Origin of the sequence: Paenibacillus sp. BSR1-1 (assembly GCF_030403775.1) — a bacterium.
Taxonomy (GTDB): domain Bacteria; phylum Bacillota; class Bacilli; order Bacillales; family Cytobacillaceae; genus Neobacillus.
The window spans coordinates 438,140-452,353 of sequence record NZ_JAQMWQ010000002.1 but is presented as its reverse complement, the minus strand read 5'-3'; the positions used below and the strand labels follow the sequence as shown (position 1 = coordinate 452,353).

The following is a 14,214-nucleotide window of genomic DNA, read 5'->3' as shown; positions in this document are numbered from 1 at the left end:
ATGATACTAACTAAACTCGTACATCACTTTGGTACATTCATTATAAGGAGACGGTAGAAAATGAGTATCATTAATGGTAGGGATTTTATTGAACGTTTAAATAAAATGAAAAATGAAATTTGGTTTGATGGTGAAAAAATCAAGGGGGAAATTTCGGAGCATCCTGCCTTTAAAGGAATTCTTAAGACAAAGGCTTCCCTTTATGATTTGCAAAATTCTCAGGATCTAAAAAAAGAGATGACATTCCTTTTGCCAGAAAACCAAAATACTATTGGACTATCTTTCTTACAGCCCAAAACGAAAGAAGATTTAAAAAGAAGAAGAAACATGATTGAACATTGGGCAAGACACACTCATGGATTGATGGGAAGAAGCCCTGACTATATGAATACGGTTGTAATGAGTTTTGCCTCTTCCGCCAACGTTTTAAGAGATAGGGAAAATTGTTTTCCCGAAAACATTCAATCTTTATATGAAAGGGCAATGGAACACGATCTATCGTTTTCACATACCTTTATTACTCCCCAGGTAAATCGTTCACAAGTCTATTTAGGCTTTTCCGATGAGCCAATCTCCGCTAAGGTGATCGATCAAAATGATCAAGGATTGATTATCAAAGGTGCCCGCTTACTTGCCACTCAAGGTGGTTTAACGGATGAAATTTTAGTCTTTTCTGCACCAAGAATGTTTTTTGATCCTGACCAGGCGTTCGCCTTTTCCATTCCAACTAATACGAAAGGATTAAAATTTTATTGCAGGGAATCCTTTGTGGGGGGAGAATCTTCGTTTAATTATCCGTTAAGTTCTAAATATGAAGAAATGGACTCAATCGTCGTCTTTGACAATGTTTTGGTTCCATGGGACCGCGTATTTTATTATGATAATGTAGATGCAGCAACAGATTTTCTTGTTGAAAGCTCTTTTTACCCTTTTGCCTATCATCAAGTCATAACAAGACAAATTGTAAAAACAGAATTTTTCCTTGGAGTTGCTCAACTTCTTGTCGAGACAATTAATGTTGGGGAGTATCAACATATACAGGAAAAACTTTCCGAAATCATCATTGGTCTTGAAACCATGAAAGCACTTTTAGAGAAATCAGAAAATGATGCAGAATTGGATAAATGGGGATCTATGTGTCCAAGTATTATTCCATTACAAGTGGCTAGTAACATCTTTCCTAAAATTTATCCCCGTTTCAGCGAAATTATCCAAATAATCGGGGCTAGCGGAATGATATCAATACCAACGGAAAGCGCGTTTGATTCCGAAATTCGTTCAGAACTCGACCAATATCTTCAAGCATATGGTATGAATGCCGAGGACCGTGTGAAACTTTTCCGTTTGGCATGGGATCTTACGATGAGTTCGTTTGGTACAAGGCAAACCCAATATGAAAGATACTTTTTTGGTGATCCTATTCGATTATCCAGTAATTTATACAAAAACTATATAAAAGATAAGCATTTTGAAGAAATTAGAGGATTTTTAAATCTAAAAGATTAAGAGTGTCTTATCAAATTGTCAATGCAGTATCCTCCATTTATAGATTCACAAACAAAAAACCTTCATCATTTCACAAAACGAAACAGGTGTTTCTACTATGTAGAACCCCCTGTTTCATTGAACTCTTTTCTCAGCAAAGCTTAATATGGGTAGAAATAGTGGTGGTGGTGATATGGGTAGTAATGGTGATGGTGGTACGGGTAGTAGTGATGGTATTGTGGATAGCCAAAACCAAGACCTGGAGCTCCAAATCCAAGACCTGGTCCATAACCAAAACCTGAACCTGGTCCACCTAAGCCAAGACCCGGAGAGAAACCAAACCCTGAGCCTGGTCCACCTATACCAACCCTTTCATATGCATCATAATTAGGAAACATATCCATCCTCCTCTTTTCTTTTTACAGTAGAGTTTATGCGCTTTTGGGTAAAAGTTCTTGGGTATTTATCATGGATGCTGAATTAAATTGGGATTGATAAATAAAGAAAAAGACGTATGCCAATTCATACGTCTATTCTTGTGTCATATATTAAGTCGATTTCATTGTCTTATCTTATTGTGCTACTCCCTCTCCCTGGTAAATCCGAAATGCTGGAACAATCGTGTCTGAAACAATTTCTTTTCCTTTTTCACGAATAAAGTCCAATTTATAATAGGCGTCAAATCTTTGGCTGATTTCTGTTTTCACCAGTTCGGGCGGTGTAACGACGATGAATTGGAATTTCAGTTTTTCAGCGACTGCGAAGATCGGGTCAAGGACATGTGCCGATGCTGCCTGTCCGAACGGATTATCACAGACTAAAGGAACCCAGCTTTGATCGGTTTCGCTTTTAACCGATAATAACATCATCATCATAACCATTCGGGCTGATAGCTTTTGTCCCCCACTGCCATCTGATTTCGTCTTAGAACCTTGATTGATTGTCTGCCAGGTTGAATAATGATCTCTCTGCGGTTTCCCGTACATAAAGGCATTATCTGTCCGCATGTTATAGACGAGCAACTCTGGATATCGATTTCGGAGTGATACAAATAATATTTGCTCATCACTAATCAGTTGTTTTATTTCTTCGTCTAATGCTCGATTTTGATCATCAATCATGTCAAATTGTTTGGTAATTTTATTAATGGCCGCTACAAAGTGCTGCTTCAGCATTGGTTCGATCTCTTCAGCCTTTTTAGGCAAGATGTCTTCTTTGAGCTGGACGAGCGGAAAGGAACCTCGTTCATTTTTCAGCTTCATCTTCGCAATCATGGAACGAATGGCCTCTGATAGGCTCATTACTTTCATGCTGGCACGGCTGGCCCAGAAGTTTTGAGCCTTTTCCGCTCTTTCCTTGTCACGTTCTAATTGTTCCAACCCACTTTGTGAAAAACGTTTCATATTTTTAACGATGGTCTGGATATGCGTATAATGCCTTGTATCCATATGGTCTAGTGTTGTTAACACTTCATTTTTAAAACGAATCTCCCAATCTTTTCCTTCAATCGTAAGCTTTAAATTACGCAATGATTGATCTATTTTGGCATGTTTCTCTTGGCCTTCTTCCTGAATAGCTTGATGTTCTTCGCACCAGGATATGATACATGCTTTTCCTAGACTCTTAATTTGTTCTAAATCATGATTTGTAAATGCTGCCGCTTCCTCTTTTAGGATCACCGATAGGGTTAACAAATCACCTTCGAAGCCCGCAATATTGGTTTCCGCTTCTTTTTGGTGTTTCTCCGCTTTCTTTACTTCCTCTTTGGTTAATTTCGTTTGGTCTTTAATTTCTACTTCCTTTACTTCCAAATCAATATCTGCCCATTGTTCAGGCTGTTTTCCATGCTTTTCGACTTTCTTTCCTGACTTATCACGCTGTTCAATCGAATGCTTTAAGGATGTTTCCGCCACTGTTACAGCTGTTCCTTGTTCCCGTTCTTCTTTTTCTGCTGCCTTTACTTCCTTCTGTGCCGTTTGCAGCATATTTTCTAATATACTCATAGGTTCATCTGGTTCCGGAGCTTTATTCCAACCATCATTATAAGCATTGAGTTTTTTCTCTAATTTCTTTTGCTGCTTTTGTTCGGTTTCTTTTTTTGCTTGAAGAACAAGTAATTCTCTAGCCTGCTCTTCTTTTGATTTTTGGAGCTGTTTTAGCTCTTCGATACTTCCATTTACCTCTTGTAAAAAATATGGTGATAACCGAGGGACATCTTCGCATTGGTCTGCTTTTTCATCAGCAGGATAAACCGCTTCTTCAATAAAGAACTTAATCTCCTTTATATTTTGTTCGGTGGTAAGCTTCCATTCTACATACGTTTGATTCCACTGGTTTTGCTGTTCAACTGTCTTTAGATGCTCTTTTCCGATTTCTTGCTGCTGAATGGTCAAAGCTTCCTGTTGTTTCTCTTTTTCTAGTTTTACCCGTTTATTTTCTTGATGAAGAGTTTTGTCTTGTTCAAACTCCTCCAAGGTTTCTACATTTCTTGTAAGCTTTTCTATCCTGCCTTTTGTCTTTTCCAACTCTTCTTTTAATCTCAGCTGTAATTCCTTTTCTTTTTCTTCTTGTGCTTTGATTTCCTGCAATTTCGTTTTCAGAGACAGAAGAGAGTTTTGTTCCTGATTAAGAGCTTTTTCGATATCAATGGAAAGATCACTTGATAAAAAACGATCGATTTCTTTTATAATACGACGTAAGGAGGCTTCTGTTTTTTCAATTTCATCGAGAGCTTCTTTCTTTTCTTCTATTTGTTTCGCAATCTTTATTTTCCAGCTAGTAAATTGATTTTTATCACTTAAAAGCTCTTTCTCTGTTCCATTAAGAATCACAAACGATGGCTGGTGATGTTCGCTGTTCATTTCCTCACGCAAGAAAATCGGAACAGGACTTTTAAACATTCTTCCTGTCAGAACCTGCTGATTAATTTTTTGCCATTGCTGCCCGCTTACGACCAGCCCGTATGGAAGGAGCGGATACGTATGAAGGGTATGCGCCATTTCCTCTGGACGTAATGATTGGAGAAATTGGGTTCCATAAAAAACATCAATTCCCGTCTTCTCATCTATCCATTCCTTTAATTCTTTCACGTCTTTATTGGCGATCCAGAAGGGCTCATCATTTAAGGAATGGTCGAGTTGTGTGACCCATAATTCTTTTTTCATCTGTTCAGCTTGTTCTCGGTTAGTACCGAGTATTTCTTCTATTTGTATGGCATATTTCGATAACAGCGAGTGAGTAAACGGCGCTGTAACATCATCTATTAAACCAAGAAGCTTTTCTGCTAGTTTTGCCTCTTTTTGCTTTTGCTCTTCATTTGCTTGGTTTAAATCTTTATATTTTTCCTCTGAAAACTGAATGGATTGGACGAGTGTACCATGTGAAGTGGCAAGCTGGTTTTGCTTCTCACTAGATTCTTTATCTTTTGCTTGCAACTCTATTAATCTAGCCTTTTTGTCTTCAATTTGTTTAAAAAGACTGTCGATCAATCCCCTTAAGTCATAGGTTAAGCGGTCGCCAAATTCTTGGGTGAGGGCCGCTTCCTTAGACTCAAAAGTATGCATTTGAGTATAGAGAAAATCAATTTCAGTACTCAGTTGAGCAATCTCTTTTGTCTTTTGTTTATCCTGTTGAGCTAGCTCCGTTCCTTTTTTCTTTAAGAACTTTTGAAACCCCAAATACTGCTTTACAACTTCTTGTATCGATAAATAGGATTGCTCCCAATGCTTTTTAGCTTCTTGCTTGATTTCATCCATTCTTTGATTTACTTGCTCTAAGCCGATATTTTGTTCCAATGTCGCGATCTGCTGAGATAGAGAGCGAATCGTTTGTTCATTTTCACTCCACTCTTTTAATAATAGCTGAAAGGCCAATTGGTCTTTTCGATCCTGTTTCTCTTTAACGATCGCTTGGAAGGAAGTATGTTTCTCCCTTTCTTCCACTAATTTCTTATCCCAATCCATGACCTCTCTATGAGCTTTTGCAAACTCTAAATTATCATGTTGGAAGCGTAAATCCGCTTGCCTTACAATTAATTTCTCAATGTCTTTCTTTAGGGTAAGCAGCGTTTCCTCTTCCGATTGCTTCAAATGCTCTAAGGCACCAAGCAGCTGTCTGCCTGCCTGTATACTCGCTTGAACAATTTCTTTATGTTCTACTCCATTAGCTAAATATTCTTCAAATGGGACAATGTCTTCTAAAAACTCTTTATGGGCTTGCTCTCTTTTTAAAAGAACTGGCAGATCCTTAGCAATACTTGCCTGGCTCTTAAAAATCTCTACAAGATCGTTCTTTTGATGTTCGGTCCGATGTAAGACTTGACTAACCGTAGGGATGATTCGTTTTTGAAAAAGGGAATGATCATCCTCAGCCCCCTCGAAATATTTACCAACTCCGCCTTCATCCTTGTTAATGTCCTTCATAATATCCCAGTCTTTACGGTTAATTCCATATGTATCAAGGATGCGATAGTGCTTCTTCGTATCTCGGTAAACGTCATATCCATTCCATTTTAAATAATCCTTCAAGCTTTCGGTTTCAGCCACCTCATCATTTTCATAGAGTGGAATATGCTCAAGCGCTGCCTCTTCTTTCCGTTCAAATTCTCTTGTATAAAATGTAATATTAGGGAGGATTTTGGCTTCCTGTTCCAATGTTTTATTTTCATTTCCACTTTCTTCACTCAATGAGACACGCTGCTCAGCTGAGAACATTCCTCCCGTTACGAGATGCCGCCGGTCTGCACCGTCCAATTCCCACTGAATAAGAACATGAAAGGTATAGGGAATAAATTGCTCTTTATTGCTAAAGAAAAACTGCTGATAATAACGATTGTTTTGTTTTCCCCATGAAGTTCCAGGTTTGAGTATTTGGAAGATGGTCTGAAGGAATACCCCTTTTCCACCTCCATTCATCATCGCAATGAGGCCATTGGTTGATGTCTCCTCATTATGGAAATTAAAAGTGGTATCTTTGTATTGCTTTTGCATGCCATCATACTTCAGGCCGACAATTCTAATTCGATGGATTTTCGGCATGCCTATCCTCCTCCGTCGTCATCAATTTTTTTAATTGTTCATACCGATCATAATCGTGATACAGGTATTCAATTCGCTCAAACAGCTCTTGTTTTGGAATCACCTTCGCTATATCGTCCCGATCAAGAATGACGATCAGCCCCTCTGTCTCTAGTAAGCGCATAGCACCGGCAATTAAACCGATTCGGGTTCGTCTATTGCCTTTTTTAATCCCATAATCGTCTGTGTCAACCTCCATGTATTTCCATGTGGTCACAACTTCCTTCATATCAATTCGTTCTTCTTCTCCGAAGTCCGGTTTCGCTTTAAGAATGCTCTCCCATTTCATCATTAAGTCGTTGACTTGCCGTTCTAATACGTAATAGCTAATCCCTTCCCGCTTCGTCCGGATTTTTGCCGCCTGGTTACGGTCTATGGCTGCTAAAAAAGACATAATGACAACACTGATAAGATGGAAATGCTTTTTCGTTTCCACTTGCCGATGCTTTTCTTTCAAATGGGTAAAATTCGTTGCAAAAACCGAGCCGGTTGGTTGGACGACTAGGTGGATGCGTTTAGGCGATTCAATAATATATGTACCTGATTCGTCTGCTAATAATAGGACCGTCTGTCTCACTTCCGGATCAAAATAGGTCTGGAAGTGTTCACTGTTTTCGTCGATGACTTTATCTTTTAATAGTGTAAAATAGACAGCTGATGCTCTTTTGATACTTTCCGCATTCATCGTTTCTCCTCCTTCTGTACACATATTTTAAAAGGGGTCATTTTCATTTGATACCATAGAAAGGGCTCCGCCCGATGATCAAACTCAGTATAGATCTTCAAGCCTTCAAACACTTGAAATTGCGGATATTCCTTCATTAGTTTATAAAGAAGAATTTCCCGCTCATCGCTTAAGGTTTCTTCCTTTCGATGCAGCACTTGAACCTTCAGTGGCTTTTTATCGAACATCATCCACAAATCAATTGTTTCAGATTCTTCGAACCATAAATCCTGGACTTCTAATGGCAGCTCTGCTAGATCAGCTAACGAAAACTCTCCGTTTGTTTGTAAAAATTGAAAAACATAACTCCATGCTTTTATAACAGAATCCCAGTTCGTTACTCGCAGACGAGTAATGCTTTCTTCTGCCTCCTCTTCCAGTACAGCATCCGTTAGTTGTTTTTCATCAAATTCTTGTTCACCCCAAATCCAATCCAATGGCAAAATAAATTCATTCTTCGGTGAAAATAATGGAGAAAGGACGGTTTCTATCGTTTCGAAATGATGAACGCCTTCCTTCATGAACCAATTTTCATAAAAATGCTCTCGAAAAGAAACCAGGCTGTTTTCCCAAAACAATGAAGGGTTTTCCGCTTTTAATTTCATCTCATAGGAAATATTTTGAATGACTAGTTTTGCAAAGCGGTCATGTAATTGCCTTGTATGGCCAATTTTTTCTTGCAGGACAACCAATTCCTTCTGAATATAATCATCTTCTTCGTTTCTTCGTTTTGTCTTTTCGATCATACTAGTAATCGTACGGAAGTGATTTTTTTCCTCTTCAAATTGCTTTTCAATTTCAACACGATTGTCAGCCCTCTGCCATTCCTCTTCCATCAATAAGATTTTGGGATTGTTGATCATTTCCTTTTGAAAGGTGAATTCATTTGCCATTAAGCGGTTTACGCGTGAAATGAGGTGATCGAGGTTTCGGGTAGCTTTTCTGAAATTACCGTTTTTAATCAGCTGCATACTATAGAGTTGTTCAATCGTGATGGAGAATTCCTCAGCCATTTCCCTGCTCATAAAAATCATTTCCTGAGCGACATCTGTGAGTTTATAAACAATGGATCCGCCCATCTCTAAATTCGTATATAATTCATCCATTGTGACATACCGAAATGTTTGCGTCTCCCAGGATTGTCTTATTTCATCGTAATATAAGGCTTCAAATGGTTTACTATACTCTTCTTTTCCCTGATATAAAAGCCCGCTAGTAATCCGTTCCACTTGCTTATCGTCTGCTAAAAGCTTCATTTGCTTAATTGAGTCTTCAACGATATATTTGATATCTGCTTTACCTCTATGATCATCATCATTTAATTCTCTATAAAAGATGGTGAGGAGCACTTGCATGAGTATGGTTTGGATATGAGGCTTCAACTCACCTACTTCCATTCCCCTCCCCAGCTCAAACAGTGGATTTAATCGTTGCATTCGCTGTGCGAATCCTTCCCATGATTCGTTCACATCCATTTCCTCCATGTTTCGATTGTTAAAACTTCTTGTGGAATCCGCTTATTTTCCTGCCATAATTGCCGTAACAGCTCTTGCTCCTCTTCCATAAACCATTTAAAAAATAAATCACGGTATTGGATGTTTGGTGTTTGGCCTTGTTTTTGGTCATTCCTTTGTTCTCGACATTCAAGCATTTTGCGATAAATTTTTAAGGCTGGCTGAATACAGGAATCCGGGTATTTTTCGATAAGCCGAATGATGATCCCGTATCCCGCGGCATCAAGATCCCCTGCATAATAGAAAAGATAGGATTTTGGCGGAAACATTCGAAAGAAAAAGGAAAAGCTCCGTTCAATTTTAGTCCCTTCACCATAAATAATCAGTTCAGGTTCATAATCGAGTTGACCCGCTTCCAATAACTTAATGGAAGTATGAAAGAAAGATAGATTCTCGACAATTAGTACTCGCTGAATATCTTTTATTTCTTTCCCTTGCTTCATCCAAAATACAAAAGGCTCCCCGTAGTTCACCATTTTTAACTTCTCTTCTGATATTCCAATTCTAGCTAAAAATCCTTTTCCATCAGGAAAGCTATCACTGTCGAGTAAAAATTTTTCATGGTCAAAGAGCTCCAGGCTTCTTTCTTCGACTGACACGATTTCCCGTTCCTGACTGGATTGGAGAAATGTATAGACATTCTGGATTCGTACCCATTCCTCTTTCGTTTGCCATTCGGGATGCCGTTCATAAAAGGAAAAATCAAACTGGTCACCTAATTTCATCATCTCAAGACGGTCCCATTGGTTTTCTTGAACTTTTATATTTACCCAGTAATATAAGGCAAGTGCTGGGTTTTTTCCATTGTATTGATTATTTTCAATAGGAATAAGTTGTCCTTCCGTTTGCATGGTTTCAATGGCACGATAAAACAAGGTATAACCGTCCATTTCATCATAATCATCCAAAAGCTTGCGCAGCTGAAGTTCTAAGTCGTTTATATTTATTTTCTTTTTTTGTTTAGGGTGTTGAATATCTCCAATAAAACCTCTCACCCGTGTTTCAATGATATCGATGGTATTCACCTACTTAAAGCTTCTTAGTTTCATAGAAATAGACTCATGCTATCCAATTTGGTCATCCTTTAATTATAAACTAGTTGCGTAATTGGTGGTAAATGAAATTATTTTAATAAAGTATCCGTCAACAATTAGCCGAAAAAATTTTATAAAGTACCTATTTCCTTAAACAAAAATACCCTCACAAATATTGATTTGTGAGGGTATTGTCGTTTGCGCTTTTGCTTACTTTAATATTCACCTTTAATGACAAAAAATGAGCCCCGAATTGTTCCAGCTAGTTTAGATTTTTGCCTAGCAAACTTGAACTTATCTTCTAACTCCTTCGGTACCTCCATCCCTTCAGAAAGCTTAAAACCAACGGCCCGCTTCTTAGGGTCATCAACCGTATACATGACATTGACCGAAAGACCATCCTCATAAAAGACGTAGGCCATTTTGATATTTTCCACTTGAAAACGAGACGTTTCTAAAGGTTTGGCCGCAAACTCGATATCACGTTCTTTCAGAATTCGGTTCACATAATCAAGAGTCTGGCAGGACTCGCTTGCTGGTACAACTGTAAATTCATGCTTGTATTTGTTCATAAAGTAACGGGCTTCATGAGCACGTAAACCAGCAAGCGCTTCTACTACAGGTGAAGACTCTAAACCAACCGTAGACACATTTTTAAAATCAACGATATTGGACATTTCCTTCCCTCCTTTATCCCTTTATTTCCTAACAACAGGAATCCACATTTCACCAAAAACTAAGCCGTTTCGCTGCCCCATCTCAACCGTTGCATTTGGCGCACCAACATAAGCAAAATTCTTTGCTTCCGGCAAGACTTGACCAAAGGCAATGCCAGCAAGCTTATTATTCAATTCATCAGCCGTCGTCCCTTCCCCTTTAACAACTAGGTATTCTCCCTTAGGAAATTGGATCACTCTGTCAACTTCTGGTGTCGATGCTTCTGACATGACACCAGCATAATGCATCATCTTGTTATTCACCGCTTCGTTCACGGCAAAGATATAGTCATTTGAAGCTAAGGCTTTTAAAGCATCTAGCCTTCCATCTTGGCTGACGGCCTGCCAGAAGTCTGACTTTTCCTTATTTAAACCAGCAAAGTCTGTGTACTTGCTCTTAAGCTCAGTTCCAAAACCTAAAACGGTAAAGCTATCTTTTTCTTCTAATGTATAATTTGTCATATTCAAAACCTTCCTTTTTTAAATTTATCAAATGACTTGCGTTCTTCACTTGATAGCTTTATCATAGCCTTAAATCATGTCAAAAAATGATACTGTTTAGGAGTCCCGATGAAAAAAGTTGAACGGATTAATATCATTATGCGGTATATCAACAACCGCGCTCACTTTACAATTTCTGAAATCATGCAAGAATTTAACATCTCTCGTTCAACCGCAATTAGAGATATCAGAGAAATTGAAGCCATGGGGATGCCGCTTGTCGCTGAAGTTGGGAGGGATGGGGGCTACTTTGTCATGCACAACTCTGTCCTGCCCGATGTTCGCTTTACCGATAATGAGGTCAAGGCTCTTTTTATTGCCTTTATGGCCACGAGAAATCAACAACTCCCCTATCTAAAGAGTCGTCAGTCTTTAGCTGAAAAATTACTGGGCCTCATCTCAAAAAACCAGCAGGATGACCTTGTTCTTTTAAATCAAATCTTGCTATTTGAAGGCACCAATCCCCATAATCCCGACCTGCTTGATCTGTCAGACCTCCCTCATCCGATGTTAGAAGAACTAATTCAAATCCTTCTTTTGGATCGCTATTTATTGATTACCATCAACGAAGAGAATGTAATAAAGTCTTATCCAATTTATCTCTTGCACCTTTATCGTGAGAAAAGCCTCTGGATGATTGAAGGGTTTGACTTAAACGAAGAAAAGAAGCAGATTTTTCCTGTGGACGATCTCACCAATGTCATACCCTACCCAACGAAAAAAAGATTAAGTAAGAAAAGAATTTTAGAAAAGCTAAGTAAGCAGGAAGAAGTAATCAACCTAGTCCTTGAACTTGGTCCAAAAGCGATTGCCCAGTTCAGAAAATACCATCCTTTAAATGTTTCCATTTCCTATACGAATCCATACCAAGCCACAGCCATTCTAAAGACTTTTATCAATGTTCATAAGCCCGAAGAATTGGCCGAAATAACAAATTGGCTCCTTTTTCTAGGTGGGGATATTAAGGTCAGGGAAATGCCAGAAGAAGTCTTAGAAGGTTTACAAGAAAGATTAGGATTATACTGCCAATAAGCATAATCTTTTTAACTTTATACCCGATTACCTTTTTTGTTATTCGCCCAGCAATAAAAAGCCGTTCATCAAGTAAAAAAGAAGAGCTGCTATTATAGGCAGTTCTTCTTTTTCAATGTATCTTTATTTTCATCAATAAAATTAACCCAAGTATCGATGATATAGCGCCTTTGCTTCGGAAATATCCTTCGTTCCGTGGACTAACACCCTTCCGTCTTTAAAAACGACTAATCGGTGTGAGTCTAATGTATAAGATAAAAGGAAAGAATTTCGCTGTACTGTTCCGCCATTTCTCGCCAATATGATTTCTAACGCTTCTAAATCCATTACGGTAGGAATGGAAGGTCGGATCTGCACAGAATCTCTCCCGCATAAGACAGCTGATTTTGTTTGATTATCAAAGGATAAAAAAGGGTAAGAGCGTTCATTCCCGCAAGAAGGACAGTCCGCCTTTTTCAATTTATCCACTTGGACGGCACTAAATTGGTTTTTCCATAAATCAAAAGAAACTAGTTTGTTTCTTAATGAATCCATATCACCGACCAAAATTTTCAAGGCATCACTTATTTGATAAGAAACGACCATATTCACTGCTGGACTTATAATCCCTGCTGTGTCACAAGTTAATCCCCCTAGAGGAACCGTATCTAATAAACACGAAAGGCAAGGTGTCTTTTCAGGAATAATCGTGTAGGAAATTCCATAGCTTCCAACACAAGCACCGTAAATCCATGGGACACCCACTTTTTGCGATACATCGTTGATGATCATTCTGGTTTCGAAATTATCTGTTGCATCCATAATCAAATCTACTTTTTGAGCCCAGTCTTCCAGCTCTATGACTGTAGCATCCCCGACGATGGCCTCAATGGCCACTGACGAGTTAATATCTGTTAAGCGATTTTTGGCTGCGATCACTTTGGGAATCCGGTTTTTGGCATCTTCTTCTGAGTATAATTGCTGCCGCTGTAAATTGGACCATTCCACATAATCACGATCCACGATGGTTAGTTTTCCAATTCCAGCTCGAACGAGTGCTTCCGCACATCCTGACCCGAGTGCTCCCACTCCGATAATGAGTACGTGTTTATTGGAAATTCGCTGCTGCCCTGCTTTTCCAATCGGTGAAAATAGCTCTTGCCTTGAGTACCGATTATTCACCCGATACTCATTCCTTCCTTTGGACTGCTTGCTGTTGCATATCTCTTTTTCTCGATTCGGCCGGCTTCATAGCCTAATCGTCCCGCTTCTATCGCTAGTTTCATTGCTTTGGCCATTTTTACTGGATCCTTGGCCGCTGACACAGCCGTATTTAATAACACCCCATCCGCTCCTAATTCCATTGCCAAAGCCGCATCCGCTGGTGAGCCAATCCCTGCATCCACAATCACAGGAACGACCGCTTGTTCGATAATAAAGCTCAGGTTAACTGGGTTGATAATTCCTTGACCAGATCCAATTGGCGATGCCCCTGGCATGACAGCATGACAACCGGCTTCTTGAAGCTTCCTGGCTAAAACCACATCATCGGAGGTATACGGCAGGACAATAAATCCTTCCTTCACTAATTCCTCTGTGGCTTTTAAGGTTTCAATCGGGTCAGGGAGCAATGTTTTATCACAGCCGATCACTTCCACTTTAATCATATCGCATAGGCCTGAAGCTTTGGCTAATTTGGCGATCCGGACAGCCTCCGCTGCGGTTTTTGCTCCTGCAGTATTGGGCAAAAGCGTATATTTATTGGTGTCTAGCTGTTCTAAAAAATTCGGCTGGCTTGATTCAAAAATATTCATACGTCTAACTGCAAACGTAAGGATTTCTGCTTCGGAAACTTCCACGGCTTCCTTCTGGCTTTCAAAGCTTGGATACTTTCCTGTTCCCAGTAACAAACGAGATTGAAAGGATAATGAACCGATTTTTAACATCATCAACCGCCTCCTACAAAATGGACTATTTCAATTTTATCTTTATCTGCTAATCTAGTACTTTGGTGCTCTAACTTGGTTAATATCTCACCGTTCACTTCTACGACAACGACTTTATCGTGGATTTCATAATGGTTAAGAACATCTGAAACAAACAAAACATGCTCTGGCAATTGGACCCTCTCACCATTCAATAATACCTTCATAT

12 protein-coding genes are annotated in these 14,214 nt (G+C 39.0%); 2 read left to right on the top strand and 10 right to left on the bottom strand.

Features of this window, described 5'->3' with window-relative positions:
* The first annotated feature begins 60 nt into the window (after nt 1-60).
* The gene (gene hpaB, locus PH210_RS05535; protein ID WP_289983688.1) at nt 61-1,506 is read left to right on the top strand and encodes a 4-hydroxyphenylacetate 3-monooxygenase, oxygenase component; all 1,446 of its coding nucleotides are present in this window, start codon (nt 61-63) and stop codon (nt 1,504-1,506) included.
* A gap of 140 nt (nt 1,507-1,646) precedes the next feature.
* On the opposite strand, the gene PH210_RS05530 is transcribed toward hpaB, so the two are convergent.
* The 7 genes from PH210_RS05530 to PH210_RS05500 all read right to left on the bottom strand — a co-directional run bounded on the left by PH210_RS05530 (nt 1,647) and on the right by PH210_RS05500 (nt 11,010).
* A complete protein-coding gene (locus PH210_RS05530; RefSeq protein WP_289983684.1) occupies nt 1,647-1,883 on the bottom strand; it encodes a hypothetical protein in 237 nt (78 codons plus the stop codon).
* A 174-nt stretch (nt 1,884-2,057) separates the two neighbouring features.
* Nucleotides 2,058-6,521 carry a coiled-coil domain-containing protein gene (locus PH210_RS05525; RefSeq protein WP_289983682.1) on the bottom strand — a complete coding sequence of 1,488 codons (4,464 nt, stop codon included), beginning with the start codon at nt 6,519-6,521 and terminating at the stop codon, nt 2,058-2,060.
* Nucleotides 6,499-7,245 carry a DUF6063 family protein gene (locus PH210_RS05520; protein WP_289983681.1) on the bottom strand — a complete coding sequence of 249 codons (747 nt, stop codon included), beginning with the start codon at nt 7,243-7,245 and terminating at the stop codon, nt 6,499-6,501. Before PH210_RS05520 ends, PH210_RS05525 begins: the two co-directional genes overlap by 23 nt.
* A complete protein-coding gene (locus PH210_RS05515; RefSeq protein ID WP_289983679.1) occupies nt 7,242-8,759 on the bottom strand; it encodes a hypothetical protein in 1,518 nt (505 codons plus the stop codon). Before PH210_RS05515 ends, PH210_RS05520 begins: the two co-directional genes overlap by 4 nt.
* Nucleotides 8,750-9,823, bottom strand: a complete 1,074-nt coding sequence (locus tag PH210_RS05510) for a Wadjet anti-phage system protein JetD domain-containing protein (protein WP_289983678.1) — start codon at nt 9,821-9,823, stop codon at nt 8,750-8,752. The genes PH210_RS05515 and PH210_RS05510 overlap by 10 nt, the downstream gene beginning before the upstream one ends.
* Nucleotides 9,824-10,047: 224 nt before the next feature.
* Nucleotides 10,048-10,509, bottom strand: coding sequence for a DUF8821 family protein (locus PH210_RS05505; protein WP_289983675.1), 462 nt, complete (start codon nt 10,507-10,509; stop codon nt 10,048-10,050).
* A gap of 21 nt (nt 10,510-10,530) precedes the next feature.
* The gene (locus PH210_RS05500; RefSeq protein WP_289983673.1) at nt 10,531-11,010 is read right to left on the bottom strand and encodes a GyrI-like domain-containing protein; all 480 of its coding nucleotides are present in this window, start codon (nt 11,008-11,010) and stop codon (nt 10,531-10,533) included.
* 108 nt (nt 11,011-11,118) lie between these two features.
* Between PH210_RS05500 and PH210_RS05495 the strand changes: the two genes are divergently transcribed.
* Nucleotides 11,119-12,081: a helix-turn-helix transcriptional regulator gene (locus tag PH210_RS05495; protein WP_289983672.1), complete on the top strand. Its 963-nt coding sequence runs from the start codon at nt 11,119-11,121 to the stop codon at nt 12,079-12,081.
* 141 nt (nt 12,082-12,222) lie between these two features.
* On the opposite strand, the gene PH210_RS05490 is transcribed toward PH210_RS05495, so the two are convergent.
* Genes PH210_RS05490 through thiS form a run of 3 tightly spaced genes read right to left on the bottom strand, consistent with a single transcriptional unit; the run spans nt 12,223 to nt 14,212 of the window.
* Entirely contained in the window at nt 12,223-13,242 is a 1,020-nt protein-coding gene (locus PH210_RS05490; protein WP_289983671.1) for a thiazole biosynthesis adenylyltransferase ThiF, read from the bottom strand.
* A complete protein-coding gene (locus PH210_RS05485; RefSeq protein ID WP_289983790.1) occupies nt 13,239-14,006 on the bottom strand; it encodes a thiazole synthase in 768 nt (255 codons plus the stop codon). The genes PH210_RS05490 and PH210_RS05485 overlap by 4 nt, the downstream gene beginning before the upstream one ends.
* A 2-nt stretch (nt 14,007-14,008) precedes the next feature.
* Entirely contained in the window at nt 14,009-14,212 is a 204-nt protein-coding gene (gene thiS / locus PH210_RS05480) for a sulfur carrier protein ThiS (RefSeq protein WP_289983670.1), read from the bottom strand.
* Nucleotides 14,213-14,214 lie beyond the last annotated feature (2 nt).

Excerpts from the sequence above, each read along its gene's own strand:
- hpaB (WP_289983688.1), top strand. The coding sequence starts at position 61 with ATGAGTATCATTAATGGTAGGGATTTTATTGAACGTTTAAATAAAATG.
- PH210_RS05530 (WP_289983684.1), bottom strand. The coding sequence starts at position 1,883 with ATGTTTCCTAATTATGATGCATATGAAAGGGTTGGTATAGGTGGACCA.
- PH210_RS05525 (WP_289983682.1), bottom strand. The coding sequence starts at position 6,521 with ATGCCGAAAATCCATCGAATTAGAATTGTCGGCCTGAAGTATGATGGC.
- PH210_RS05520 (WP_289983681.1), bottom strand. The coding sequence starts at position 7,245 with ATGAATGCGGAAAGTATCAAAAGAGCATCAGCTGTCTATTTTACACTA.
- PH210_RS05515 (WP_289983679.1), bottom strand. The coding sequence starts at position 8,759 with ATGGATGTGAACGAATCATGGGAAGGATTCGCACAGCGAATGCAACGA.
- PH210_RS05505 (WP_289983675.1), bottom strand. The coding sequence starts at position 10,509 with ATGTCCAATATCGTTGATTTTAAAAATGTGTCTACGGTTGGTTTAGAG.
- PH210_RS05500 (WP_289983673.1), bottom strand. The coding sequence starts at position 11,010 with ATGACAAATTATACATTAGAAGAAAAAGATAGCTTTACCGTTTTAGGT.
- PH210_RS05495 (WP_289983672.1), top strand. The coding sequence starts at position 11,119 with ATGAAAAAAGTTGAACGGATTAATATCATTATGCGGTATATCAACAAC.
- PH210_RS05485 (WP_289983790.1), bottom strand. The coding sequence starts at position 14,006 with ATGTTAAAAATCGGTTCATTATCCTTTCAATCTCGTTTGTTACTGGGA.
- thiS (WP_289983670.1), bottom strand. The coding sequence starts at position 14,212 with ATGAAGGTATTATTGAATGGTGAGAGGGTCCAATTGCCAGAGCATGTT.